The organism is Glaciihabitans sp. INWT7 (assembly GCF_014217685.1).
Taxonomy (GTDB): Bacteria; Actinomycetota; Actinomycetes; order Actinomycetales; family Microbacteriaceae; genus Lacisediminihabitans.
In genome coordinates this window covers 922,190-947,324 of the sequence record NZ_CP043653.1, presented here as the reverse complement: position 1 = coordinate 947,324, position 25,135 = coordinate 922,190, and the positions used below count along the sequence as shown (strand labels likewise).

General features: G+C 66.9%; 24 protein-coding genes and 1 tRNA gene. 11 read left to right on the top strand and 14 right to left on the bottom strand.

What is annotated here, in order from left to right:
- Positions 1–67: 67 nt before the first annotated feature.
- Positions 68–562, bottom strand: coding sequence for a hypothetical protein (locus tag F1C58_RS04695; RefSeq protein ID WP_185203011.1), 495 nt, complete (start codon positions 560–562; stop codon positions 68–70).
- Entirely contained in the window at positions 559–1,173 is a 615-nt protein-coding gene (locus F1C58_RS04690) for an RNA polymerase sigma factor (protein ID WP_185203010.1), read from the bottom strand. Before F1C58_RS04690 ends, F1C58_RS04695 begins: the two co-directional genes overlap by 4 nt.
- Positions 1,174–1,310: 137 nt before the next feature.
- Between F1C58_RS04690 and F1C58_RS04685 the strand changes: the two genes are divergently transcribed.
- From F1C58_RS04685 to F1C58_RS04670, 4 genes are all read left to right on the top strand, one after another.
- Positions 1,311–1,392: transfer RNA gene (locus F1C58_RS04685), tRNA-Leu, on the top strand.
- 93 nt (positions 1,393–1,485) lie between these two features.
- Complete coding sequence (locus F1C58_RS04680) at positions 1,486–2,214, top strand: DedA family protein (RefSeq protein ID WP_185203993.1); 729 nt, start codon at positions 1,486–1,488, stop codon at positions 2,212–2,214.
- A gap of 112 nt (positions 2,215–2,326) precedes the next feature.
- Positions 2,327–3,025 carry an ABC transporter ATP-binding protein gene (locus tag F1C58_RS04675; protein WP_185203008.1) on the top strand — a complete coding sequence of 233 codons (699 nt, stop codon included), beginning with the start codon at positions 2,327–2,329 and terminating at the stop codon, positions 3,023–3,025.
- Positions 3,022–4,311 carry an ABC transporter permease gene (locus F1C58_RS04670; protein ID WP_185203006.1) on the top strand — a complete coding sequence of 430 codons (1,290 nt, stop codon included), beginning with the start codon at positions 3,022–3,024 and terminating at the stop codon, positions 4,309–4,311. The genes F1C58_RS04675 and F1C58_RS04670 overlap by 4 nt, the downstream gene beginning before the upstream one ends.
- Positions 4,312–4,326: 15 nt before the next feature.
- Here F1C58_RS04670 and F1C58_RS04665 read toward each other — a convergent pair whose 3' ends face one another.
- Genes F1C58_RS04665 through F1C58_RS04640 form a run of 6 tightly spaced genes read right to left on the bottom strand, consistent with a single transcriptional unit; the run spans position 4,327 to position 9,817 of the window.
- Complete coding sequence (locus tag F1C58_RS04665) at positions 4,327–4,869, bottom strand: HEAT repeat domain-containing protein (RefSeq protein ID WP_185203004.1); 543 nt, start codon at positions 4,867–4,869, stop codon at positions 4,327–4,329.
- Between the two features lie 29 nt (positions 4,870–4,898).
- The gene (locus tag F1C58_RS04660; protein WP_185203002.1) at positions 4,899–6,131 is read right to left on the bottom strand and encodes an Nramp family divalent metal transporter; all 1,233 of its coding nucleotides are present in this window, start codon (positions 6,129–6,131) and stop codon (positions 4,899–4,901) included.
- A 9-nt stretch (positions 6,132–6,140) separates the two neighbouring features.
- Entirely contained in the window at positions 6,141–6,746 is a 606-nt protein-coding gene (rdgB, locus tag F1C58_RS04655) for an RdgB/HAM1 family non-canonical purine NTP pyrophosphatase (protein ID WP_185203000.1), read from the bottom strand.
- Positions 6,743–7,480 carry a ribonuclease PH gene (gene rph, locus F1C58_RS04650; protein ID WP_185202998.1) on the bottom strand — a complete coding sequence of 246 codons (738 nt, stop codon included), beginning with the start codon at positions 7,478–7,480 and terminating at the stop codon, positions 6,743–6,745. Before rph ends, rdgB begins: the two co-directional genes overlap by 4 nt.
- Positions 7,477–8,331, bottom strand: a complete 855-nt coding sequence (gene murI / locus F1C58_RS04645) for a glutamate racemase (protein WP_185202996.1) — start codon at positions 8,329–8,331, stop codon at positions 7,477–7,479. Before murI ends, rph begins: the two co-directional genes overlap by 4 nt.
- 25 nt (positions 8,332–8,356) lie before the next feature.
- A complete protein-coding gene (locus F1C58_RS04640) occupies positions 8,357–9,817 on the bottom strand; it encodes a cryptochrome/photolyase family protein (protein ID WP_185202994.1) in 1,461 nt (486 codons plus the stop codon).
- Between the two features lie 92 nt (positions 9,818–9,909).
- On the opposite strand from F1C58_RS04640, the gene F1C58_RS04635 reads away from it, so the two are divergent.
- Positions 9,910–11,166, top strand: coding sequence for a nicotinate phosphoribosyltransferase (locus F1C58_RS04635; RefSeq protein WP_370543702.1), 1,257 nt, complete (start codon positions 9,910–9,912; stop codon positions 11,164–11,166).
- 43 nt (positions 11,167–11,209) lie between these two features.
- Here F1C58_RS04635 and F1C58_RS04630 read toward each other — a convergent pair whose 3' ends face one another.
- From F1C58_RS04630 to F1C58_RS04620, 3 genes are all read right to left on the bottom strand, one after another.
- Complete coding sequence (locus tag F1C58_RS04630; RefSeq protein WP_185202991.1) at positions 11,210–11,473, bottom strand: DUF3039 domain-containing protein; 264 nt, start codon at positions 11,471–11,473, stop codon at positions 11,210–11,212.
- 98 nt (positions 11,474–11,571) lie between these two features.
- A complete protein-coding gene (locus tag F1C58_RS04625; RefSeq protein WP_185202989.1) occupies positions 11,572–13,149 on the bottom strand; it encodes an ABC transporter permease in 1,578 nt (525 codons plus the stop codon).
- Positions 13,125–14,465, bottom strand: a complete 1,341-nt coding sequence (locus F1C58_RS04620) for an ABC transporter ATP-binding protein (protein ID WP_255461265.1) — start codon at positions 14,463–14,465, stop codon at positions 13,125–13,127. Before F1C58_RS04620 ends, F1C58_RS04625 begins: the two co-directional genes overlap by 25 nt.
- 603 nt (positions 14,466–15,068) lie before the next feature.
- Here F1C58_RS04620 and F1C58_RS04615 point away from each other — a divergent pair.
- From F1C58_RS04615 to F1C58_RS04600, 4 genes are read left to right on the top strand one after another with little or no spacing between them, the layout of a single operon-like run.
- Positions 15,069–15,761, top strand: a complete 693-nt coding sequence (locus tag F1C58_RS04615) for an NTP transferase domain-containing protein (protein ID WP_185202987.1) — start codon at positions 15,069–15,071, stop codon at positions 15,759–15,761.
- Positions 15,762–15,816: 55 nt separating this feature from the next.
- On the top strand, positions 15,817–16,632 hold the full coding sequence (locus F1C58_RS04610) for an ABC transporter permease (protein WP_185202985.1): 816 nt from the start codon (positions 15,817–15,819) through the stop codon (positions 16,630–16,632).
- Positions 16,632–17,393 carry an ABC transporter ATP-binding protein gene (locus F1C58_RS04605; protein WP_185202983.1) on the top strand — a complete coding sequence of 254 codons (762 nt, stop codon included), beginning with the start codon at positions 16,632–16,634 and terminating at the stop codon, positions 17,391–17,393. Before F1C58_RS04610 ends, F1C58_RS04605 begins: the two co-directional genes overlap by 1 nt.
- Positions 17,390–18,229, top strand: a complete 840-nt coding sequence (locus F1C58_RS04600) for a hypothetical protein (RefSeq protein WP_185202981.1) — start codon at positions 17,390–17,392, stop codon at positions 18,227–18,229. The genes F1C58_RS04605 and F1C58_RS04600 overlap by 4 nt, the downstream gene beginning before the upstream one ends.
- Positions 18,230–18,322: 93 nt before the next feature.
- Here the strand turns inward: F1C58_RS04600 and F1C58_RS04595 are convergent, their stop codons facing one another.
- A complete protein-coding gene (locus F1C58_RS04595) occupies positions 18,323–19,606 on the bottom strand; it encodes a CDP-glycerol glycerophosphotransferase family protein (RefSeq protein ID WP_185202980.1) in 1,284 nt (427 codons plus the stop codon).
- Between the two features lie 97 nt (positions 19,607–19,703).
- On the opposite strand from F1C58_RS04595, the gene F1C58_RS04590 reads away from it, so the two are divergent.
- Together F1C58_RS04590 and F1C58_RS04585 are read left to right on the top strand one after the other, a co-directional pair.
- Positions 19,704–20,957 carry a CDP-glycerol glycerophosphotransferase family protein gene (locus F1C58_RS04590; RefSeq protein WP_185202978.1) on the top strand — a complete coding sequence of 418 codons (1,254 nt, stop codon included), beginning with the start codon at positions 19,704–19,706 and terminating at the stop codon, positions 20,955–20,957.
- The gene (locus F1C58_RS04585; RefSeq protein WP_185202976.1) at positions 20,954–22,465 is read left to right on the top strand and encodes a CDP-glycerol glycerophosphotransferase family protein; all 1,512 of its coding nucleotides are present in this window, start codon (positions 20,954–20,956) and stop codon (positions 22,463–22,465) included. Before F1C58_RS04590 ends, F1C58_RS04585 begins: the two co-directional genes overlap by 4 nt.
- Before the next feature lie 27 nt (positions 22,466–22,492).
- Here F1C58_RS04585 and F1C58_RS04580 read toward each other — a convergent pair whose 3' ends face one another.
- Both F1C58_RS04580 and F1C58_RS04575 read right to left on the bottom strand, forming a co-directional pair.
- Positions 22,493–23,542 carry a glycosyltransferase family 2 protein gene (locus tag F1C58_RS04580; protein WP_185202974.1) on the bottom strand — a complete coding sequence of 350 codons (1,050 nt, stop codon included), beginning with the start codon at positions 23,540–23,542 and terminating at the stop codon, positions 22,493–22,495.
- A gap of 132 nt (positions 23,543–23,674) precedes the next feature.
- On the bottom strand, positions 23,675–25,129 hold the full coding sequence (locus tag F1C58_RS04575; protein ID WP_185202972.1) for a S1C family serine protease: 1,455 nt from the start codon (positions 25,127–25,129) through the stop codon (positions 23,675–23,677).
- Positions 25,130–25,135 lie beyond the last annotated feature (6 nt).

Below are 25,135 nucleotides of genomic sequence, written 5' to 3'. Positions count from 1 at the left end.
TCTCCTTGCCCTTGGTCGATTTGCCCTTGGTCGATTTGCTCTTTGTCGATTCCGCACAGCATGCTCATCAGAGCGTGAAGTAGTCCGTGGTCAAACCCTGTCGCGCCCCAGCCGCGGCATCCTGCCCGAGTTCGGGCTGGAGCCACATGCGCGTCCGCCCCGCCGGGATGTCGGGGAAATCGAAACGCCCCTCGGCACTCGCGGTGGTATTGAAGTCATCATGATCCTGCTCGAGCCTCACCGACAAGGTCGCGGCGGGCGCGATCCAGCCGTCGACGCGGCGTCGGCCATCGCGCAGGTCACTGACGCGCAACATGATCGACCGGGTGCCGTGGGCGAATTCGAGAAGCTGCACATCCGAGTCGCCGCGCACCCCGACCGCTGACCCGCTCGATTCGAGCATCGTGAGCATGGCGTATTCCACACCCAGGTCGCGAGTGGCCAGCGCGACGAGCACGTTGTCCACCAGCCCGGCGGGCATCGGATCGCGCTGGCGCCACAGCGTTCGAAGGCGGGAGAACAGGTCTTCGTCCGAGAGCGGTGATTCGTCGCGCATCGTCATCGTGCACCTTCCATCAGCTCGAGAGCATCCCGGAGCTTCGACAGGCAGCGTCCGCGCGTCGGACCGATGCTCCCCACCGGCATCCCCAGGTCCTTCGCGATCGCGGCGTAGTCGGGCCGCTGCTCGAAAGCCACGATGCGCAGCAATCGTTGACAGCGCTCGGACAGCTGGCGAACGCAGGCCCACAGCTTGTGCTCGCCGTCCCGGGCGATCGCCACGTCTTCTGCGGACGCCTCGTCTTCGGTCACCGCTTCGAGCACCTCGTCGGAGACGGGGATGCTTGCGGCACTGCGTTTGGAGACCCGCCAGGCCTCCCTGCGCGCGGTAGTCAGGAGCCACGCGGCGATGGCGTGGGGGTCGGCGATCGACCCGGAGCGTTGAACGAGTGTCAGCCATGTGGTCTGAACGACATCCTGGGCCTGGTCCTGGGCAAGACCATAGGCGCGGACGACCTGCCAGAGAACGGGTGTCATGGTGTGGACCAACTCATCCATCGCTCCGGGATCGCCGGAGAGCCAACGGCTGAAAGCCGCCGCGGAATCATCCCAGATGACATGCGACTCCGTCCGGTGGCCCTCGGGTCGGCCGCGGACGGAGTCATTGTCGGTCATGGATTGAATTCTCATCACCCCTCAGGAGCGGGGCAAGCCTTTACAGATACATCTGCCGACTGATTTCTTCGACCGACTTTCAGCGCAGGCTGTAATCGGCCCGCACAGACCCGGCCCGATACACTTGGGGCGCACTCGCGGGAGTGGTGAAATTGGTATACACGCAGGTTTTAGGTACCTGTGCCGCAAGGCGTGAGGGTTCAAGTCCCTTCTTCCGCACAGCGTTCCCCAGGCGATGTCGTCGCCGTCCAGCCCCACGGCGTGGCCATCGACTACCCTGACACCAACAGACGACTGGAGTACCTCGCCTTGCTGCACAACGCACTCGTTCCGTGGCTCGATCCCACCCTGCTGATCCATCAGGCAGGACCGTGGGCGCTGCTCTTGGTGTGCGCGATCATCTTCGCCGAGACCGGCCTGCTCATCGGTTTCATCTTCCCCGGCGACACCCTCCTCCTCATCACCGGACTGCTCACCTTCACCGGCACCATCCAGATCCAGATCTGGTGGGTGGCGCTGGCTATCGGGCTGGCGGCATTCATCGGCGGCGAGGTCGGCTACTACATCGGCAAGAAGGCCGGACCGCGCATCTTCGAGCGCAAGGAGACCGGGCTCTTCAGCATCGCGAACGTGAAGCGCACCAACGCATTCTTCGAACGCTTCGGCGGATCTGCCGTCATCCTCGCCCGATTCGTGCCGATCGTGCGCACCTTCGCACCGATCGCGGCCGGTGTAGGAAAGATGGACTACCGCAAGTATTCGCTGTACAACGCCATCGGCGCCTTCATCTGGGGCGGTGGAGTGACGACGCTCGGCTTCCTGCTCGGAAACATCAAGCCCGTGGCCGATTTCGTGATCAAGTACGTGGATCTCGTGCTGCTCGCCGTCGTGCTCCTCACACTCATCCCCACCCTCTTCCACCTGTTCCAGTCGAGGCTGAAGGCACGAAGGGCCGCCCGGCTCTCCGGCGGCACCGTGCCCGTACCCACCGATGCCGAAGTGACGATCGATCAGAAGTACTTCGACCAGAAGAAGGACTGACCGGCAGGTCCTACGCCCCCGGGAGTAGCGGGCATTCGTACCAGGGGATGCCAGACGGCAGCCCTCGAGGGCGCAGGCTGGTGGAACACCCCCTACCAAGGAGCCTTCCCTCATGCCGGTACCGATTCTCGCTGCGCGCGATGTCACCAAGTCCTACGGTCGGGGGCCCGGTCGCTTCGATGCTCTGAAGGGCGTCTCTCTCGAGATCTACGAGGGAGAATCCGTCGCCATCGTCGGCAAGAGCGGATCGGGCAAGTCCACCCTGATGCACCTCCTCGCCCTGCTCGACCGCCCGAGCGGCGGATCCATCGAGCTCTCCGGATCGGATGCCCTCCTGCTCACCGGCCGCACCCTCAACGTCACCCGCAATCGCACATTCGGATTCGTGTTCCAGCAGTTCTTCCTCACCGGGGGCGCCTCGGTTCTCGAGAACGTGATCCTCCCCCTGAAGATCGCCGGCATCGGCACGCGCGAGCGCAAGCGCCGCGGACGGGCCGCTCTGGCCCAGCTGGAGCTCGAAGACAAGGCCACCAACAAAGCGAGCGACCTCTCGGGCGGCCAGAAACAGCGGGCGGTGATCGCTCGGGCCCTCGTCAACGATCCGCGCATCATCTTTGCGGATGAACCGACCGGCAACCTCGACAGCGCCACCGGCGCGGTCGTCGAAGACATCCTTTTCGGACTCAACCGGGACAAGGGCATCACCCTCATCGTGGTGACCCACGACGCGGACCTCGCGGCCCGGTGTGATCGTCGCATCTACATCCGCGACGGTCTCGTGGTCGACGCCGAGAGCGCGGTGGCCGCATGAGGACCATCGATGTGATCGGCACGGCGATCGAGAACAGCTTCCGCAGCAAGCTCCGCACCACGCTCACGGTGATCGCCATCTTCATCGGCGCCTTCACCCTCACCATCACGAACGGTCTCGGCACGGGCATCAACGACTACATCAACAGCACTGTCGCGGCCATCGGCGCCCAGGACGTGCTCACCGTCACCAAGGTGGGCACCGATGCGACCACCACCGGGCCGAAGAAGTACAACCCCGACCTCCTCGCCTCCAGCGCCGGTCGTCCCGGCAGCACAGTGCAGGCGCTGACGCCGAGCGACATCAGCACCATCACCGCCCTGAAGGGCGTGAAGTCGGTGCAGCCGACGCTGTCCATCAGCCCCAACTACATCCAGATCGGATCCGGCACGAAGTACGCGCTCAACGCCAGCGGCGCGGTGCCCGGCATCAAGCTCCAGCTCGCCGCGGGTGCGCAGCCCAGCTCCACCTCGGGCGAGTCCCAGATCGTGGTGGCGAAGTCGTACGTGAAAGCCCTGGGGCTGTCGAGCAATTCCGCCGCGATCGGCACGACGGTGAAGATCGGAGTGACGGATGCCGCGCAGAAGTCCTCCACCGTCGAGGCGACCATCGTCGGCATCTCTGATGCCAGCCTCGGCGCGGTCGCTGACGCGGCGACCACCAACTCCGCACTCACGCAGAAACTCTTCGATACCCAGAGCGTCGGCCTCACCGGATCGGCGAAGGACCGCTACTCGCAGGCATCCGTGCGGTTCGATTCCGCCGCGACCCCGGCAGAGGTGACCCAGCTGAAAGACCGACTGACGAAGGCCGGCTACGACGGCCAGACTGTCGCGGACCAGATCGGCACATTCAAGACGGTGATCGACGCGATAGTGCTCGTGCTCAACGCCTTCGCGGTGATCGCGCTGCTCGCGGCGAGCTTCGGCATCGTGAACACCCTGCTGATGTCGGTGCAGGAACGCACTAAGGAGATCGGACTGATGAAGGCGATGGGCATGGGCGGCGGCAAGGTGTTCGGCCTCTTCAGCTTCGAAGCGGTCTTCATCGGCTTCCTCGGCAGTGCGATCGGGGCCGGCATCGCCATCCTCGTCGGCTCCGGCGTGAGCGCGGCGCTCTCGGGATCGGTCTTCTCCGCCCTTCCCGGTCTCACGCTGATCGCGTTCAGCCCGGCGTCGATCGCCACGATCATCCTCGTCGTGATGGCGATCGCTTTCGTCGCCGGCACTCTCCCCGCCGCGAAGGCGGCGCGCCAGGACCCGATCGAGTCCTTGCGGTACGAGTAGCGTTAGGGGTAGTCGTTACGGTGCGGTGGTGCGCTTCTCGAGGCGCACCATCGCATCGTGGGCGGAGCGGCGCACCTCCTTCTCGTCGTCCTTGAGCAGCAGCGTCAGGGCCGGAAGGTGGCTGGCATCCCCCACTTCGCCGAGAGCCCGCGCCGCGGCACCGCGTACTCGCGCCACCTCGTCGGACAGCATCGCCGTGAGGGCCTTCTGCTCGTCGAGGCGACGGATGAAGGCCACGCGGGCACACATCTCCCGCACCCGCCAGGCCTGGTCGCCGAGTCCGCGATGCACGGCGGATGCTGCGGAGTCTGCCCACACGAAGGTGAGGGCGCGCGCACCCCAGACTTCCGGCCAGTAGAGCGGCGGGGCTCCGTCCAGCACACCCTGGGCGTGACGCCCACCGACGATGAGCAGGAACTCCTCGCCCTCGTTGCCCCCCATGAGCAGCGAGGCGGAACGGTCGACCACCACCTGCTCGCCGAAGCGCGCGACGGCGGCGGTGATGCGATCCCCGGGGGAATCGTCGATCTGGACGGTGGATGCGGAATCGTCAGTCATGGCGGGTTCAACGGTACCGCGCCCGGGGCCTAGCCCGTGATCGTGAGCCAGATGAGCGCCAGGTTAAGCGCGATCACCAACACCACGATGAGCGACATCGCCCATCGGGCCGGTCGCCGGTTGGCCTGCTCGCCCATCACCGCGTGATCGTTGGTCAGTCTCAGCAGGGGGATGAGGGCGAAGGGGATGCCGAAGCTCAGGAACACCTGGCTCACGACAAGCGCCCAGGTCGGGTCGATCCCCGCGGCGAGGAGCGCGACCGCCGGCACCAGGGTGATCAGTCGGCGCACGAACACCGGGATGCGGCGCTTGAGCAGCCCGGCCATGATCGTGGCTCCCGCGTAGCTGCCCACCGACGTGGAGGCGAGGCCGGAAGCGAGAAGCCCGATGGCGAACACCAGGGCGATCCCCGGTCCGAGAGCGGCTCCGATGGCCGCGTGGGCTCCCGCGATCGTGTCGGTCGTGCCGATGCCGCGCAGGTTCACCGCGGCGAGCAGCAGCATCCCCACGTTGACCAGTCCGGCGATGCCGAGGGCGATGAACACGTCCCAGCGGGTGATCCGCAAGATGCGGCGTCGCGCCTCCGGGTCCGTCACATGCCCGTGGCGATCCCTGGCCAGCGCGGAATGCACGTAGATGGCATGGGGCATGACGGTGGCGCCGAGCATGCTCGCCGCGAGCAGCACTGATCCCGAGCCCTCGAATCGCGGCACGAGACCGCCGAGCACGGCGAGGCCGTCCGGCGGGGTGATGAACAGCCCCGCGAGGAATCCGACTGCGATGATCGCGAGCAGTCCGATGATCACCGATTCGAACGGCCGCTGCCCGTACCGCGACTGCACGGCGAGGAGTCCGAGCGACACGGCGCCGACGATGATGCCACCGACGAACAGAGGAAGGCCGAACAGCAGGTTGAGTGCGATCGCTCCCCCGATCACTTCGGCGAGGTCGGTTGCTGCGGCAACGAGTTCCGCCTGCGCCCAGAACAATCGACGGGAGCGGTGTCCCATCCGGTCGCCGAGGAGCTCCGGGAGGGAGCGACCGCTCACCAGGCCGAGTTTCGCAGAGTGGTACTGGATCAGCGCCGCCATGAGGCTCGCTGACACCAGCACCCAGACCAGCAGGTACCCGTATTTCGAGCCCCCGCTGATGTTCGCCGCGACGTTGCCGGGATCGACGTAGGCGATCGCCGCCACAAAAGCAGGGCCGAGAAGAAAGAGCCCCCGGGCCGCCGAGCGGGTGCTGCGGGCGGTGGCGGTCATCCCCTAATTCTAGGTGGGCCGGCCCAGGAGCAACTCACGGACCGTCGGCATCAGGGATTCGAAAGCGCGGGCGCGATGGCTGACCGCATTCTTCTCATCCGGGTGCAGCTCGGCGGCGGACACGTTGTAGCCGGCCGGCTTGAAGACGGGGTCGTAGCCGAAGCCACCACCGCCGACCGGCTCGCGCAGCACGGTACCGGGCCAGCGGCCGAGCTCGACTCTCTCGCGGCCGTCGGGCAACACGAGCGCAGCGGCGCAGAGGAACTCGGCGCCGCGGTCGTCGACCCCCTCGAGGTTGCTGATGAGAAGACGCACGTTATCCGCATCGTTGCGTGTGCCGGCGTAGCGAGCCGAATGGATGCCCGGGGCGCCCCCGAGAGCCGCCACCGCGATTCCGGAGTCATCCGCGATCGCGGCGAAACCGGTGTGGGCGCAAGCCGCCCGCGCCTTGATCAGCGCGTTCGCCTCGAAGCTGTCGCCATCCTCCACCGGTTCGGGGCCGTCGTAGGTCATGAGGTCGATGCCGTCGAGCGTGCGCCCGAGAATCCGACGGAGTTCGATGACCTTGTGCGCGTTGTGGGTGGCAAGCACCAGGGGAACGAGGGCTGTGTTCATCGAGCGAGGCTCTCCACCTGAAGCTTGGTCAGGTCGGCTCCACCGCCGAGGGCGAGGTCGAGGAGGGCATTCAGCTCGGTGCGGTCGAACGGTGCTCCCTCCGCCGTGCCCTGCACTTCGACGAAGAGGCCGCGTCCGGTGACCACGACGTTCATGTCGGTCTCGGCGCGCACGTCCTCGGTGTAGGCGAGATCGAGCATCGGAGTCCCGTCGATGATGCCGACGGACACGGCAGCGACGCTGTCGATGAGCGGCACGGCCTTCTGGCCGATGAACTTCTTCGTGCGGCCCCACTCCAGTGCGTCGGCCAGCGCCACATAGGCGCCCGTGATCGCCGCGGTACGGGTGCCGCCGTCGGCCTGCAGCACGTCGCAGTCGATGACTATGGTGTTTTCGCCGAGTGCCTTCATGTCCACGACGGCACGGAGCGAGCGGCCGATGAGGCGGGAGATCTCGTGGGTGCGGCCACCGATCTTGCCCTTGACCGATTCGCGATCCATCCGGTCATTGGTGGAGCGGGGAAGCATCGAGTACTCGGCGGTGACCCAGCCCTTGCCCTTTCCGGTCATCCAGCGCGGAACACCGTTGGTGAAAGAAGCGGTGCAGAGCACCTTCGTGCGCCCGAAGGAGATGAGGGCGGATCCCTCGGCCTGGTCGCTCCAACCACGCTCGATGGTGATCGGCCTCAGCTGGTCGAGATCGCGGCCATCGATGCGGGGTCCTGATGCGGTCATGGGGTTCCGCCTTTCTGGTTGAGGGTGGGGAGGGTGAGGGCACCGGTCTCGACGAGTTCGACCGTGGAAACCTCCGGCCCGAGAAAACGACGCACCAGGCGGGTGAACTCCAGCGGAGAGTCGCCGGTCGCCTCGAAGACGTGGGTGGGGGCGACACCCGCGTCGCGTTCGATTCCGTGCCGCACGAGGGTGCGGTAGACGTCGAAGGCCGTCTCCTCCGCGCTGGAGACGAGGGTGACGTCTTCCCCCATCACGTACTGGATCGCGGCGGACATCAGCGGATAGTGGGTGCAGCCGAGCACGAGGGTATCGACTCCGGCGTGCTTGAGCGGGGCGAGGTAGTGCTCGGCGACCTCGAACAGTTCCGGGCCGCTCGTCACCCCGGCCTCGACGAATTCGACGAATCGGGGGCACGCCTCGCTGAACAGGGTGAGGTGGGGCGCCGCGGCGAAAGCGTCGTCATAGGCCCGGGAGGTGATGGTGCCGACGGTGCCGATCACTCCGACCCGGCCGTTGCGGGTCTGCCGCACCGCCGCACGCACTGCGGGTTGGATGACCTCGACGACGGGGATGCCGAGCGCCTGCGTGTATCGTTCCCGCGCATCCCGGAGCATGGCGGCCGAGGCGGTGTTGCACGCGATCACGAGCATCTTCACGCCCTGGGTGACCAGGTCGTCGAGCACCTCGAGCGTGTAGCGCCGCACGTCGGCGATCGGCTTCGGACCATACGGCGAGTGCGCGGTATCACCGACGTAGACCAGGGATTCGTTCGGCAGCTGGTCGAGCACCGCGCGGGCCACCGTGAGACCGCCGACCCCCGAGTCGAAGATCCCGATCGGCGCGTCATCCATAGGGTCCGAGTTTACGCGGGATGCCCTACAGCGCGGTGCGATGCCGTTCCTGGTCGACCACCTGCTCACGGTCGCTCAGCCGGCGGAGGCCGGCCAGCGGCTGCGCCATGCGGAAGTTGCCGCGGATCTGCGGCTCCACCCGGTCGAGGAACGCCCAGTATCCGGCGGTGACCGGGCAGGCGTTCGGGCCGAGGCGCACCTTCGGGTCGAATCTGCAGCCGCCGCAGTAGTCCGTCATCCTGTTGACATAGGCGCCACCGGCGGCATAGGGCTTTGTGCCGACGATCCCCCCGTCCGCGAACAGGCTCATGCCGACGACGTTCGCGGGCATCACCCAGGGGGTGCCGTCCACGAACATCCCGATGAACCACTCGTTCATCTGCTTCGGGTCGTAGCCGCGCTGCAGTGCCCAGTTGCCGATGATCATGAGCCTCTGGATGTGATGCGCCCAGCCGTGTTCGCGCACCCCGCCGATCGTCTGGCTCAGACAGTTGGCTTCGATGGCGGATGCCTCGAGCTCCAGCAACTCGCGGGGAATCGGTTCTGTCGCACCGAGGGCATTGCTGTTCACGTAGTCCTCGCCGAGCCGCCAGTACAGGTGCCAGACCCAGTCGCGCCAACCGCAGAGCTGGCGGACGATGCCCTCGACACTGCCGATCGGCGCCCGCCCGGCGCGATACTCGGCCTCTACCCGGTCGATCACCTCACGCGGATCGAGCAGGCCGAGGTTGAGCGGCGCGCTGAGCAGCGAGTGTGCCATCGTCCAGTCGCCGGTGAGCGTCGCGTCCTCGAACGGACCGAAGTCGCCGAGGCGACTCTCGATGAAATCGTCGAGGGCGAGCCGCGCCTCCCCCGGTGTCGCCGCGAATCTCCGCGCGCCGTCGTCTCCGACGAGACTGATGTCTCCGGCGGCCTGCCAGCGATCGAGATCATGGCGCACCTCTTGGTCGATCTCGTCCTCCTTCGGCCACCAGGGTTCGGGCAGGCCGAGGGTGACGGCCCGCTTGGGCGGGGGCTGACGGTTCTCGTGGTCGAAGTTCCACTGGCCGCCGGCCGGAGCGTCCCCGTCCTGCAGGATGCCCGTGCGGCCGCGCACCCAACGGTAGAAGTCCTCCATGATCGGCCGGCCCTTTCGGGCATCCGCCCACTCCGCGAACTCCGCCTCGCTCGTGACGAAGCCACGGCTCGGCAGCACCATCGCACCGACCGATCGCACGAGGCGCCTCGCAGCGTAGGAGGTCGGGTCGACCACCTCGAGGTCGTCGCGCCCCTCCACCACATCCCGGTAGCGATCGACCTGGTGGAACTCCACCCGGTCCCCGAGCTCGGCGGCACGGTGACGGATCGCCGAGAGGATGAGGTGCGCCTTCGCCCGATGAATGGGCGCGCGGCGCAGCGCGGATCGGGCCTCGATCAGCAGCATCCGCCCGCCATCGTCGAAGACGTCGCCCAGTTGGCCGGCGAAGATCCAACGGGTGCGCTCCATTCCCGTCACCGTACACGCGCGACCTGCAGCCTAGGCTGGCTACCGTGACCGACGCCGTATCTTCGCTGTTGACCGACCGCTACGAGCTCACGATGCTGAACGCCGCCATCCGTGCCGGCACTCATGATCGCGACTGTGTCTTCGAGGTCTTCGCTCGCCGACTCTCCGGGGGGCGCCGCTACGGAATCGTCGCCGGAACCGGGCGCCTGCTCGATCTCATCGACGACTTCCGTTTCACCGACCGCGAACTCGACTGGTTGCGCGACAACGACGTCGTCTACGACCGCGCTCTCGACTGGCTGGCCGATTACCGCTTCACCGGCAGCATCTCCGGCTACCAGGAGGGCGAGGTCTACTTTCCCGGCTCCCCCATCCTGGTCGTCGAAGGCACCTTCGCCGAGGCCGTGATCCTCGAGACCCTCGCCCTGAGCGTGCTCAACTACGACTCGGCGGTGGCCACGGCCGCCTCCCGCATGGTCTCCGCCGCGAGCGGCCGTCCCCTCGCGGAGATGGGATCGCGGCGCACCGGCGAGCGCAGCGCCGTCGCCGCGGCCCGCGCGGCGTTCATCGCCGGATTCGCGGCGACGAGCAACCTCGAGGCCGGCCGCAGCTGGGGCGTGCCGACCATGGGCACCTCGGCGCACTCCTTCACCCTCCTGCACGACACCGAGGAGGATGCCTTCCGCGCCCAGGTCGCTGCCCTCGGCCCCGGCACCACCCTCCTCGTCGACACCTACGACGTCACCGCCGCGGTCGATCTCGCCGTGCGAGTCGCTGGCACCGGCCTCGGCGCGGTGCGCATCGACAGCGGCGACCTGCCGGAACAGGTCGGGGCGGTACGCCGACAACTCGACGCCCTCGGCGCGGTCGACACGAAGATCACCGTGACGAACGATCTCGACGAGTTCACGATCGCGGCCCTGAGGGCCGCCCCTGTCGACTCCTATGGCGTCGGAACCTCCGTGGTCACCGGGTCGGGCTCCCCCGCGGCAGGGCTCGTCTACAAGCTCGTGGCGCGCAAGGACGCCGCGGGCGACTGGATCTCCGTCGCGAAGAAATCCCCGGAGAAGGTGTCGATCGGCGGTCGCAAGTTTCCCGTGCGCGAGTTCACCGCGGCGGGCACGGCGAGTGCCGAGGTCATCCACATCGGGCAGCCCGAGGCCGCGACATCCGCTCACCGGCCCCTGCTCGTGCCGTTGGTCATCGACGGGGTCGCCGTAGAGAAGTACCGCGGGGAGGCCGGAACGCGGCTCGCCCGGGAGCACCGCGCTGCAGCGATCGCAGAATTGCCTGAAGAGGCATTCCGCCTCGGTCGCGGCGACCCGGTGATCCCGACCCGGTACGCCTGACCCTGTTCTCCGCGCCCGGCGCGCGCCCCCGACGGCGCGGAGGCTACTTCTTCAGTCCGTCGTAGATCTCTTTGCAGGTCGGGCACACGGGGAACTTCTCCGGATCGCGACCCGGTGTCCACACCTTGCCGCAGAGCGCGATCACGGGCTTGCCGCTCAGCGCCGATGCGAGGATCTTCTCCTTCTGCACGTAGTGGGAGAAGCGCTCGTGGTCGCCCTCTTCGATCTGCTCCTGATTCAGGAGTTCTTCCAGTTCGCGGTCGAGCGTGTCCGTGCCGCCGCCGCCCTGCTGTGTGTCGCCGCTCATGGTCCCATTTTACGCGTGCGCCAGCGCGCAATCGGTGAAGAGTCCGTGACCAAGGCTCAGTGGCGCACGCGCAGTGGCGCAGGCTAAGTGGCGCACGCTCAGTGCCGCAGGCTGAATGCGAGCAGCTCCGGCGACCGACGACTGAAGATCTTTCCGCCCCAGAGCACCCCGAGGGCGAGCAGTACCAGCCCCATTCCCAGCCCGACCAGCAGCGAGAACATCGGCCAGCTGGTCGCGCCGGGATGCCACAGGCCCTGCAGGGCGAACCAGAGAGCGGGCGCCGACAGGGCGATCGCCGCGAAGAAGCTGAGCGACTGGATGAGACCCGCGCCGGTGCCGCTGGCCTGGGGCTGCGCGTAGGGGCTGTCTCCCGGGCGCACCGAGGGATAGGGGAAGCGTGCAGAGACCACGCTCGACAGACCGAGACCGGCAAGCAGAAGACTGGAGCTGACCCCGATCAGCGACGGGAGCACCCCGTCGTCGCCGGAGATCGCGGCGGCGATCGGAGACCCGATCGCAATCAGCAGGATGCCGATCACCAGCGCGGGCACCATGCGCCCGAGCCGGTCCGCCCATCCCGAGGTGTTCGAGGCGAGGTGCAGCCACACGGCTGAACTGTCGCTGGCGACGTCGTTGTGCATCGACCAGGCCAGGAAAAGGCACATCACCGGCACCGGGATGAGGGCAAGCACGCTGCCGGGCACACCGGCGACCGCGAGCACGACCACGAACAGCAGCGGCGCGACCGGCACGGCGAGAAGGGTCGTGTGGTAGCGGGCATCGCGGATCCAGTAGGTGATGCTGCGGGCAGCGATCGCGCCGACCGGAGAGTCGGGCACACGACCGAACCAGCCGAGACCCACGTAGTTCGAGGCCCGCTCGCGTCGCTGCGGGGCCACGAGCAGCCATCCCACCAGAGCTCGCCACGCCATCCAGAGCAGCCCGACGGTGGCCGCGGCGATGAGCAGCTTCAAGACGGCGGCTCCGGCATTTCCGGATGCCGCCTCCGCCGGCGCAGACCAGGCCGCTCCGATCGGCGTCCAGCCCGCGACATCCGCCACCGATTCCAGGGCGCTGAGCCCGCCGCGATCCCAGTCGACGGAGGCGAGCAGCGCGATCGCCGGGGCGAGAAGCACGAGAGCCACGAGCATGACGAGCGTCGTCAGTTCTCGAGCGCGGCGGGTGGTCAACAGGATCGAGGCGACCGAGCTGGAGACCCGCGCGCCGAGCAGGCAGGTGGCGAGAATCAGCAGCGCCGAGAAGAGCGCGATGATCACGGAGAGCGGATTCCGCGCCCAGGTGACGACCTGCGCGATGGCGACGGACGCGATCGCGACCGACGGGAGTCCGACGAGCCCCGTGAGAGCGATGACTGCGGCGAGACGATTGGCGGGTATGCCGAACAGCGAGAACGCTCTCGGGTCGAGGCTGTTATCCGCCCCCAGGGCGAGCGGCACGAGCAGGAATCCCAGCACGATCGCCGATCCGACGGCCACGGTGATGTCGCCCGCGAGCACGGGTTCCACGCGGCGGAGGGACGCGAGGCCGGCCACCGTGATCCCGGTCGCTCCGATCGCGTAGAGCAGGCCGACGAAGATTCCGAGCACCTGCAGCGGACTACGGCGAAGAGTATTCGCGAGCAGCCGCAGCTTCAGTCCGAGAAACTGTGCAACCACTCCATGCCCTCCGCTGTCTTGCGCCCGCCGGCGAGTTCGAGGAATCTCTCCTCCAGCGAGCCAGCGCCACGCACATCCTCCATCGTGCCGGAGGTGAGCACCTTGCCGCTCACGACGATCGCCACGAGGTCGCAGACGCGCTGGATCAGGTCCATGCTGTGGCTCGAGAGCACCACTGTGCCCCCGGCTGCGACGTAACGCTGCAGAATCGTCGTGATGTTCGCCGCGGAAACCGGATCGACAGACTCGAAGGGCTCGTCGAGCACTAGCAACCTCGGCGAATGGATCATCGCGCAGGCGAGTGCGATCTTCTTGGTCATGCCGGCCGAGTAGTCGGAGACGAGGCGTCCAAGCGCATCCTCGAGGCCGAACGCGACCGCCAGGTCGGTGGAGCGCTGCTTCACGGTTCGTGCGTCGAGCCCGCGGAGCGTCCCCGCGTAATACAGGAGCTGGCTCCCGGAGAGGCGGTCGAAGAGACGCAGACGGTCGGGAAGCACTCCCATCGCGCGCTTTGCGGCCGCCGGATCCGTCCAGACATCCGCACCGTTCACGAGGATGGATCCGTCATCGGGTCGCAGAAGACCGGTCACCATCGACAGTGTCGTGGTCTTGCCCGCCCCATTCGGACCGACGATTCCGAACATGGTGCCGGCGGGCACCGAGAGGCTCACGTGATCCACCGCGACGGTGTCGGCGAAGCGCTTCACCAGGTCCGAGACCACAAGTACAGGTTGCCCGACCGCAACGGCCGCACCCGCGCTGGGGGCGGACGGGGTGAGCACGTCTTCCGGCACCACCTCGGCCGGCGCCTGTTCTTCAGTGTCATCGAGCCGCTTGGTGCGGCCAGCCGGCCGGGGCTCCACCGGAGCGGCGGCCGGTTTCGGCGCCACCGGCTCGGGCGCCACCGGCTCGGGCGCCACCGGCTCGGGCGACACGGGCTGCGGCGCCGTGGGCTGTGGCGGCGCGGTCGCCGGGGCGACGGCGGTCGGTGGGGCGGGAGTGCGCACCGAGGTCGAGCGGGGAATGGAGGAGCGGGGTCGCGTCGCCCGCGGAGTCGTCGCCCGCGCCGGGGTGACTTTCGTCTCGGCGTTTTGCGGCCCCGCGGCGTCGGCTTCGGCAGGCGCTTCTGTTCCCGCTGCCTCCGTTCCACTTCCGGTGGGAACCGCCTCGCGGCTTTCCTGTGCGTCTGTTTGCGCGACCTCGGTCTCCGGAGCGTCTGTTTTCGGCGCGTCTGTTTCCGGCGCGTCTGTTTTCGGCGCGTCTGGCGGGGAACTGGCCGACGGAAGGGTCGTGGGGTCTTCGGTGGTCGACGTCACTGTTTCGGTTGTCGGCTGGACGGGCGATTTCGGGCGTGCAGTCCGCGCAGTCGTCGCTCGCGCCGCGCCCGTCTTAGTGGAGGCAGACCCGGTGGCAGCGGGCTTGGAGGCGGCGGGCTTCTTGGACGGAGTCGTGGGGGTGCGCGGCCGAGGTGTGCGTGGTGAGGGAGTGCGAGGGGACGCCTTCGCTGACGAGGCGGAAGCGCCGGAATTCGCTCGTGGGGCAGCCGTACGGCGCGCCCGCGGCGCGGTCGAAGCAGGCTTCGCGGGGGTCTGGGAATCGTCGCCAGAACTCGGAGCCGCCGGCTCCCCTGCTGGCTTCTCCTCAGGTTCTAGATCCACCCGTCAACCGTACCAACGCTGACTGGGATGCCTGTGCGAGAACTGGGCATCTCATCACGAATTGAGAACGCCATTCGCCCACCTCTGTGCCAAATTGACTCGAAAAGGTAGGGTAGAGAAGCACAACGACGTGTCCAGGCAACAGTCTGGGGATGAATAAACGGTGAATCTCTTCGCAATCGCAACCTAACGACGATTGAAAATCGATCGGATTCAGATACCTGCCCCGGTCAAGACCACAGTCAACTGAGGAGACAAATCGTGAGCACGCAGATCGTAATTCTGGCCGCCGGCATGGGCAGCCGTCTTGGACGCTCCCTGCCGAAGCCCCTCACCGAACTCAGTGACGGCCGCACCATCATGCAGCAGCAGTTCGACAACATCAAGCAGGCCTTCGGCACCAGCGCCAAGGTGACCATCGTCGTCGGCTACAAGCTCGAGCACATCATCGAGGCCTTCCCCGCCGCATCCTTCGTCTACAACGAGCAGTACGACCAGACCAACACCTCCAAGAGCCTGATGCGCGCACTGCGTGCCTCGGGCCAGGGTGGCGTGCTCTGGATGAACGGCGACGTGGTCTTCGACCCCGAGGCCCTCGTGCGCGCCAAGAAGATGGTCGACGCCGACCAGTCCTTCGTCTCCGTGAACACCGAGAAGGTCTCCGACGAAGAGGTCAAGTACACGGTGGACGCCGAGGGATACATCAACCAGCTGTCGAAGACGGTCAAGGGTGGACTCGGCGAGGCCGTGGGAATCAACTACGTCGCTCGCGGCGACAAGGCCGCACTCATCCGTCAGCTCGGTCGCGTCGACGACCAGGACTACTTCGAGCGCGGTATTGAGCTGGCAATCGAGCAGGACAAGCTACGATTTGAGCCGGTAGACATCTCCGACCTCTACGCCGTGGAGGTTGACTTCGCGGAAGACCTCGAGCGGGCGAACCTCTTCGTCTGAGTTCACGCCTCCGCGCACGTCAAGCGGAGTGCGTGACGCTAAGGACCCGTAACGCGTGAGTGCAGTTCTCGAAGCACGCCCCGAGCGCTCGGAGTTCGGGCGCTACAGGCACTCCCTGTGGCTGCTGACCACGCGTGACCTCAAGGTGCGCTACTCCACGTCGTTCCTCGGCTACTTCTGGTCGATCCTCGATCCGCTGGTCATGGCCGCGATCTACTGGGTGGTCTTCACGCAGATCTTCCACCGCGGCAAGGTCGGCGAAGAGCCCTACATCATCTTCCTTCTCACCGCACTTCTGCCCTGGACCTGGTTCAACGGGGTGATCTCGGATGCCACGCGCGCCTTCACGAAGGAGGCGAAGTTGATTCGATCGACCAAGATCCCGCGCACCATCTGGGTGTCGAGGATCGTGCTGTCCAAGGGCATCGAGTTTCTCGTGAGTATCCCTGTCATCGCCATCTTCGCTTTCATCACGTTCGCCACCCCCGACCCGGCGAAGTTGCACTGGGAGGTGTTCCTCGTACCGATCGCGGTGATCCTCGAAGCGGCGCTCGCCCTCGGTGTCGGGCTGATCGTCGCGCCCCTCGTCGTCTTCTTCCGTGATTTCGAGCGTGCGGTCAAGCTGGGCTTACGATTCCTGTTCTACGCCTCCCCCATCGTCTACGGCCTCGAACTCGTGCCGCACTGGCTTCAGCCCTACATGGCGCTGAACCCGCTCTCCGGAATCTTCTCGATCTACCGATCGGCATTCTTTCCTCAGGAGTTGAACTGGCTCGATGTGGCGACGAGCGCCGCGATCACTCTCGTCATCCTCGCCATCGGCCTCCTCGTCTTCCGGCGCACCATCAAGACCGTGCTGAAGGAGATCTGATGACGACTGTGCCGACAACAATCGCGCCGGTCATCGAGGTGACGGATGCCGGCATCCGCTTCAAGCGCAACCGCCGCTCTCGCCGCAGCTTCAAGGACCTGTTCGCCGGGTCGAAACGTCGCAGCCGCCCCGACGAGTTCTGGCCGCTGCGCAACGTGTCGTTCACCGTCTCACCGGGCGAAGCCATCGGGGTCGTTGGCCGCAACGGCCAAGGCAAGTCGACGCTGCTCAAACTGGTCGCGGAGGTGGTCTTCGCCGACGAGGGCAGTGTTCGGGTCGGCGCCGGAGTGGCTCCGCTGATCGAGATCACCGGCGGCTTCGTCGACGACCTCACCGTGCGCGACAACGTCTACCTCACCGCGGGGCTGCACGGCATGAAGAAGTCGGAGATCGACGAGCGGTTCGACGAGATCATCGCCTTCTCCGAGATCGGCGACTTTCTCGAAACCCCCTACAAACACCTGTCCAGCGGCATGAAGGTGCGCATCGCGTTCGCCGTGATCTCTCGCCTCGAGGAGCCGATCATCCTCGTCGACGAGGTGCTCGCAGTGGGCGACAAAGCCTTCCGCGAGAAGTGCTATCGCCGAATCGAAGAGCTTTTGGCGGGTGGGCGTACATTGTTTTTCGTGTCCCACAGTGAAAAAGATCTTCGACGTTTCTGCACCCGCGGCCTCTACCTCGACAAGGGGGCGCTCGTTCTCGACGCCCCCATCGCGGAGGTGCTCGACCGGTACAACGCCGAGTACGGCGTGAAGCCGTGAGTGTCGTGCCCGGCAAGCCACCCCGTAAGAACTCCGCGCAGGTGGAGAAGGGCGTCGAGCGGCTGCTGTCGGTGCAACGACCCGTGGTGTTGCTGCACATCCGCAGCATCCGTCGTCGGAATCCGGATGCCTCGCCGGCCCAGGTCATCAAGATCCTCGAGTCCCGCTATCTCGCGGCGGTCACCGCCGGAGGAGCCGCCGTCGGCGCGAGTTCGGTGATCCCCGGAGTCGGCGTCGGCATCTCACTCGCACTCTCCGGCGTCGAGACCGCCGGATTCCTCGAATCCAGCGCCCTCTTCGCCCAGTCGGTGACCGAGGTGCACGGCATAGCGGTGGAGGATCCCGAGCGCGCCCGCACCCTCGTCATGGCGATGATGCTCGGCACTGCCGGTTCCGATCTCGTGAAGCAACTCGCCGGGCAGGCCGCCGGTGTCGGCCCGACACGCGGACGCTTCTGGGGCGAACTCGTCACCAAGAGCGTGCCGCAGGCGGCGATGGGGCAGATCGGCGATCGCATCAAGAAATCCTTCATCAAACGCTTCGTCGCCACCCAGAGCGCGAGCGTGGTCGGTCGCGCCATCCCCTTCGGCATCGGTGCGGTCATCGGAGGCACAGGCAACCACATGCTGGGGCGCAAGGTGGTGTCAAGCTCACGCGATGCCTTCGGCCCGGCGCCGATGCAGTTCCCCGTGGTGCTGGAGCCGATCGTGCGCAGTCCCGTCGTGCTCACCCGACGAGCCAGGATCAACCTGCCACGGTTCGGAAGCGGCACGGCGGACTCCAAGACGCCGAAGACGCCGCGCCCGCCGAAAGCCCTGCGACCGCCGAAGCCGTAACGGTGCGGCCCGAAGGGTCGTTCCACCGTCGCAGGATGCCCTCCCGGAGGCCCCGGAGAGCAGTTGGTGACGGCCGGAAGGGCCCTCGGGTGATCAGTCAGCGTCGTCGGAGTCGTTCGCGAAGGGATCGGACTCGCGCGGGCGAAGGTCGTCGGCATGAACGGACGCTTCGCGCTCCCAGATCGCGAACATCCGGTCGATGGCGGCGTGGAAGCGACGCGTCGCCTCCCCCGGTGTGGTGTCACCGAAGTGGCGCTCCACCCAGAATTCGAGGCGGTGTCGCGCCTCGACGTCGTGCTGTACGCGATCGACGATGGAGACGATGTCGCTGGATTCAGACGATGACAGCCATTCGGCAGCTCCGAGATATCCCGATTCGTCGATCTCGGCGTGCGCCGATACCGGTCGGGTGACGATGAGCGGCTTGCCGGTGGCGAGGCGATCGTAGACCATCGCGGAGATGTCGGTGATCGCGACGTCCGCCGCGGCGAGCTGCCAGCCGAGATCCGGCCCGTCGTCGAAGACGTGCTGCGCCGAGGAATCCCTGCCGTTCGCCGCCGCGATCGAGGCGATGATCGCCTCATTCGCCCTCTTGAACTCGGGATCGATCACCCCGCTGCGAGGATGCGCGCGGTAGAGCACGCGATGGGTTCCGGTCGCGAGGAGGGCACCGACCAGGGCTTCGCCATGGGAGGCGACCGAGCCGTAGGCGGCCGAATCGCGATCGCCCTCCCAGGTCGGGGCGTACAACACGACGGTGCGGTCATCCGGCGTGTAGGGAAGGGAGCCGGCGAAGTGATCGGCCTGGGGGCGCCCGATCATGAGGGTGCGGTGGTCGAGATCGAAGTCCCAGAGCCGGTGCCGGAGCCGATCCCGTGCCGCCTCGCCCGCAACGAAACTGTAGTCGTAGGCCTTGAACTGGTTGGTCGTCATGTACATCTTGTCGCTCTCACCGTGATTGATGAAGACGTGCAACATGCGGCCATAGCGGAACATCTGGAAGTTCCTCGAGTTCTGGTTCACATAGAAGACGAGGCGTAGGTCCTGCTCGGCGACGAAGGCCTCGAGTTCGGCCACCGACCGCAGGCAGACGACCGGCACCGGGGATTCATCGAACATGGTGAGCGCCGCACCCGGTGACCGGGAGATGATCGCCACCGGAATGGTCTTCGCCAACTCCGCCAACGGGGCGTACCACTGTCGGATCTGATAGAGGTTCACAGCGCTGTCCCCGAAATACACCGCGATCTGGATGCTGTGAGGCTTCGGCTTCGGGAGGCTCGGTTGCCGTCGCGCCAGCTCGATTCGGCTGCGCCGTGAGCTGACGAGGTTCCGCACTATCCGCGCGGCCGTCTTGACGTCCTTGAGGAGGGGCACCACTCGATTAAACCAGCCCCCGGTGGGAGGTTGCTCCCATTGCGGGATGCGTGACCTGGCGCAGGCACGAGAATGGACCGGCTGCTAGGCTCCCCCCGTGCCGGGGTTCAGCTTTGCGTCGGGGAATGCGAAGAAGCTCGCCGCCCTCCCGCTCTACGCCCTCGGTGCCCTCGCGAGCGTGTTCGTGCCCCGGGTCGACGGCCTCTGGGTGTTCGGGTGTGGATCGGGAGTCGGGGAGGGATCGCTCGCCCTCTTCCGCTATGCGCGGCAGGCCGATGACGCGCTCCGGCTCACCTGGCTCGCCCGCGACGAACGGGAGCTGGCCGCGGCGCGCTCACTCGGCATCCCGGCGGTGCTGAAGCGATCGCGGCGCGGGTTCTTGCTCACCCTGCGAGCGCGGGTCGTCGTGGTGACCCACGGATTCGGCGACGTGAATCGATTCGGGCAGAGCGGTGCCGTCGTCGTGCAGCTCTGGCACGGTATCCCGCTGAAGCTGATCCAGCTGGACTCTGCCACCACCACCCGCATCTCGGTGCCGGTGGTCTCCACCCAGCTGCGCGGGCTGCTGCGTCGTTTCTATCGCCGCGGCTACCGCAGCATCGCCCTGATGCCCGCCGCGTCGGAGCTTGCCGCCCAACGCCTGCGCACGGCGTTCGCGCTGCCGGCAGACCGGGTCGTCGTCACCGGCGATCCCCGGGACGACGTGCTCTCCCGCGGTGAGACGCTCGAGCGATCGAGCCGCGCGCGGAAGGCCCTCAGCGCCGCCCTCGACACCGATCCGGGGCAATCCCGCCTGGTGCTCTATGCGCCGACCTGGCGCGACGGTGAGGCGGATCCGGCGGTGCCGACCGAGGAGGAGTGGGCGCGGATCGATGCCTGGCTTCGCGCGGCCGGGGCGACGCTGCTCGTGCGTCCCCATCCGAACGGTGTCGGGGACTACGCGGCGGGGATCGCCGGTTCGCCGAACATCCAGCTGCTGGCGTCCGCCCGGCAGCCCGATCTCACCCCCGTGCTCGACGCGGTCGACCTCCTCATCACGGATTACTCCTCGGTGGCCTTCGACTATTCCCTCACCGGCGGCCCGATCCTCTTCATCGCCCCGGATCAGGATGCCTATACCGGGTCGCGCGGCCTCTACGAGCCCTACCGTGAGTTCAGTGGCGGGCGCGAGGTGCGCAGCTGGAGCGGCATCCTCGACCAGCTGTCCCGCTTCGATTCCGACCCGGAATGGGCGGAGATCGTGCGAGCACATTCGGCCGCGCTGGCGTCACGGCACTTCGCCTTCCGCGACGGGCGCAATACTGAGAGGGTGTACTCCGAGCTCGTGCGTCGCCTGAAGGCGCGCCCATGACCCTGCCCTCCCTGGCGCCTGCGCTCGTCATCGACACCGTCGTCGTGACCACCGGGCAGCTTCCCGCGATCGTGTTCGAGGGGCCGGGAGTCGCACCGTCCGGATTCCAGCTCCGGGCCTCCCGCCAGGTGCTTCCGGCACAACTCATCTCCCTCGGCTCGCGCTGGTCCGCGCGCGTGCCGCTGCTCGTCTCCAGCTGGAACGGCCCGCTTCTGCCGGCCCGCTCCGGTCGCTACGCGGTGATCGCCTCGGCCGAAGACGGAACGCGGATGCCCGTGGTCCTGCCCGCGGAACTGCCCGCATCCCAGCTGCTGCCGGCCATCACCCGGATATCGTTCGCCGCGCCCGACGAGTCGCTGGCGATCACCCTGTCGTCTCCGCTGTCCGACCGGGAACGCGGTCGGCTTCAACAGGCGTCGCTCGAGTCGGACTACCGGGCCACCGAATACGAGCCGTTGAACGCGGTCTTCTTCGAGAGCTTCTACGGACAGAACGCCTCGTGCAACCCGCTCGCCATCGACCGCGCACTCGCGCAGCTCCGCCCGGACGTCGAGCGCTACTGGAGCGTCTCGGATGCCTCGGTGTCGGTGCCGGACGGCGCGGTCGCGCTGCTCGAAGGAAGTGCCGAGTGGTGGCGCATCCGCGGATCGGCCCGGCTGCTCGTCGTCAACGACTGGCTGCGCAAACGCTATCGCTCCCGGCGGCACCAGACCGTGCTGCAGACCTGGCACGGAACCATGCTCAAGAAGCTCGCTCTCAGCCGCGTGCGACTCGGGCTGCGGCCGACGATCGCGACCCTGCGGGAACGCGCCCGCTGGGACATCCTGCTGGCTCAGAACCCCTACGGCCGCGGTGTATTCCGCCGCGCGTATGCGTTCACCGGGCGAGTGTGGGAGGAGGGCTACCCGCGCGACGACGTGCTCCTCACCGGAGATCCCGACCGGATCCGGGCCCGCCTGGGTATCCGCCCAGGCATCACCGTAATCCTCTATGCCCCGACCTGGCGTGACGATCGGCCGGATCACGTCGATCATCTCGATGTGGCCCATTTCGCCGACATGCTCGGCGATGACTACGTGACGCTCATCCGCGGACACTCCCGCACCCTGTTGCCCGGCGAGGACGTTCACGCGCCGAATGTGCTCGATGTGACCGGTTACCCGGATGTCTCAGAGCTCTTCCTCGTGGCCGACGCGCTGGTCACGGACTACTCCTCGGTGATGTTCGATTTCACCGTCACCGGCAAACCGGTTTTCTTCTTCACCCCGGATCTGGCGCACTACGCCCGAAAGCTCCGCGGGTTCTACTTCGACCTGATCCCGGTTGCGCCGGGGCCTGTCGTCTCCACGGCCGAGGAGTTGGTGACGCTGGTGCGCGACCGCGACGCCGTTCTGCGCCGATACGCCGAGAAGTACAGTGCCTGGCGCGAACGGTTCAACCCGCGCGACGACGGACACGCGGCCGACCGGGTGGTGCGCCGACTACTCGACGAAGGGATCATCGGCTAGCCTGCCCTGGGCGCGGTCGGTGGTCGGTCAGATCCCCGTGCGAGAGGTGTCGACGGTGTCGCGCGCTCCGCGAACGAGCCCGACGACGAATCCCACGCCCCAGCTCACGTGCATCGTGGGCAGCACGAGGAAGAACCTCCAGCGGTCCGACCATCCCGGTCCCCCGGCACGCGAGAAGCAGATCAGCAGGAGCAGCACGAGATAGGCCGCCGGGCCGAGATAGATCAGGGACAGCACCGCGCTCGGCCAACCGCGGAGCACGCCGGTCAGCTGAAGGGCGAGGACGACGATGCTCAGGGCGATGGTCGCGACCAACGCGGGAGGCGCGAAGAACCGCCACGGATTGCGGGCCGGATAGCGGCGCACCAGCTCCCCACGCCAGATCCCGGTCGCCGCAAACTGGCGCACGAGCTTCGGCCAATTCTCCCGCGGCCAGTAGGTGACCTCGAGCGAGGGATCGAACCAGACCGAATGGCCGGCGTTGCGGATGCGCAGGTTGAGTTCCCAGTCCTCGCCGCGGCGAACGGACTCGTCGAACAGCTTCACCTCGTCGAGCACCTCGCGGCGCAGCACTCCGAGATAGGCCGACTCGGCCGGCCCCTCCTCGGCCCCGCCGTGATAGCTGCCGCCGCCGAGCCCGAAGCGACTGTTGTATGCGCGCGCCACTGCGGATTGGAATGGGGTCTTGCCACGAGCCTTCATCACCCCGCCGACGTTCGCTGCGCCGGTGCGGACGAGCGTCTCGACGGCGCGGCGCGTGTAGCTGGGATCCAGCTCCGAGTGGGCGTCCACTCGCACGATCACCGGGTGGGTGCTCGCGCGGATGGCGAGGTTGAGCCCCACCGGGATGTCGGTCGCAGGGTTGAAGACGACGCGGATGCGGTCATCCTCCCGCGCCAGCCGCTGGATGAGCTCTGTGGTGCCGTCAGAAGAAGGTCCGAGCGCCAGAATGAGCTCGGTCGGGCCCGAATAGTCCTGCTCGAGAACAGTGCGGATCGCGGTCTCGATGTAGGCGACCTCATTGAGAACCGGGATGACGTAGGACACTCCGAGCGGGGAGGGTACCTCGTGGGGCATGGGTTCCAATGTCAGGTCGGCCAAGTCGATCGAGCCTATCAGTCGACCACTTCCCACCCCACAGACGCCAAACGGATGCCCGCAGCCTGCGTTCAGGCCGCGGACATCCGTCTCGGATGACTCAGAAGGGCATTACTGCTTGAGCGCTCCCAGAGTGACATCGACGGTGCTCGCGTTGCCACCGCGAACGTAGCTGAGCGAGGTCGATGAGCCGGCCGCGAGGAATCGCACCTGGGCGGTGAGGTCGGTGCTGCTGGTGATCGGCACACCGTTGAAGCTCGTGACGATGTCACCCGACTTGAGTCCGGCCTTGTCAGCCGCTCCGCCGCTCGTGATCTCCTTGATGTTCGCGCCGACAACGGTGCTCGTACTCGTGGCCGAGACGTCCTGGACGCTGGCACCGAGGAGTCCGTGGGTGGCCTTTCCGTCCTTGATGATCTCGTTGGCGACCCGCTGAGCGAGGTTCGCGGGAATGGCGAAGCCGACACCGATGCTTCCAGACTGCGAAGACGCGCTGGTCTGCCCGGCGCTGGCGATGGCGACGTTGATGCCGATGACCTTGGCATTCGAGTCGAGGAGCGCACCACCGGAGTTGCCGGGGTTGATCGCAGCATCCGTCTGGATCACCGGAAGGGAGATCGTCGCCGCTGCCGTCGTGGACTGGCTCTGCGAGCCACCCTGGCCCTGTCCGTTGTCGAACTGCCAGAAGTCGAAGGGGCTGCCCGAGTTGGGGGTGCTGCTATCGCCGCCCGTGCTCGGGGCAGCCGACGAGGCGATCGAGATGCTGCGGTTGAGGGCACTCACGATACCGTCGGTGACGGTGTTGTTGAGCCCGAGCGGAGCGCCGATGGCGATCGCGGTCTCTCCGACGTTGAGTTTGCTCGAGTCGCCGAATTCGGCGGGCGTGAGTCCGGTCGGATCCTTCAGTTTGATGACCGCGAGGTCGGCGATCGGGTCTGTGCCGACCACCGTGGCCGAGAAGAGGTGACCGTCCGAGGTGGTGACCTGCACGGCCGGGTTCGCGATCTCACCGTCGAGCGTGACGACGTGGGTATTGGTGAGCACGTAGCCGTCCTTACTGAGGACGACTCCCGATCCGGTGCCGGAGGCGGTCTTGCTCGTCACCGAGATGGTCACGACGCTCGGGGCGGCCTTCGCGGCGACGGCCGTGATGTTGTTGACGCTCGAGGTGTCGTTGACCGTGATGTTCTGGGGAGCGCTGTTCGACACAGCGGTCGAGGAGTTGTTGCCCTGGTTCGCCGAGACGGCCCAGGCTGCGACGCCGGCGCCGGAGACTCCTCCGACGAGCGCCCCGACAGCCAGGGCCGCGATAATGCCCACTTTGTTGGAGCGCTTGATGTCGACGGGAGCCGCGGGCGTCCAGGCGTAGTCACGATCGAGAGGCTGGGTGGGGGACGCCGGAGGTGCATAGGGAGCCGTCGGAGGAGCGTCCTGGGGCGCAGCACTGGCGGAATTCAGTCGAGCCTCGGTCTGATCGAGGGTTTCGGAATTCTGGGCGGCATTCGAAGTGGCATCTGGGGTGCCGTTTTCTGTGCCGGAGTGGGGATCCTGCGGTGCGTCGGTCATGGGGGC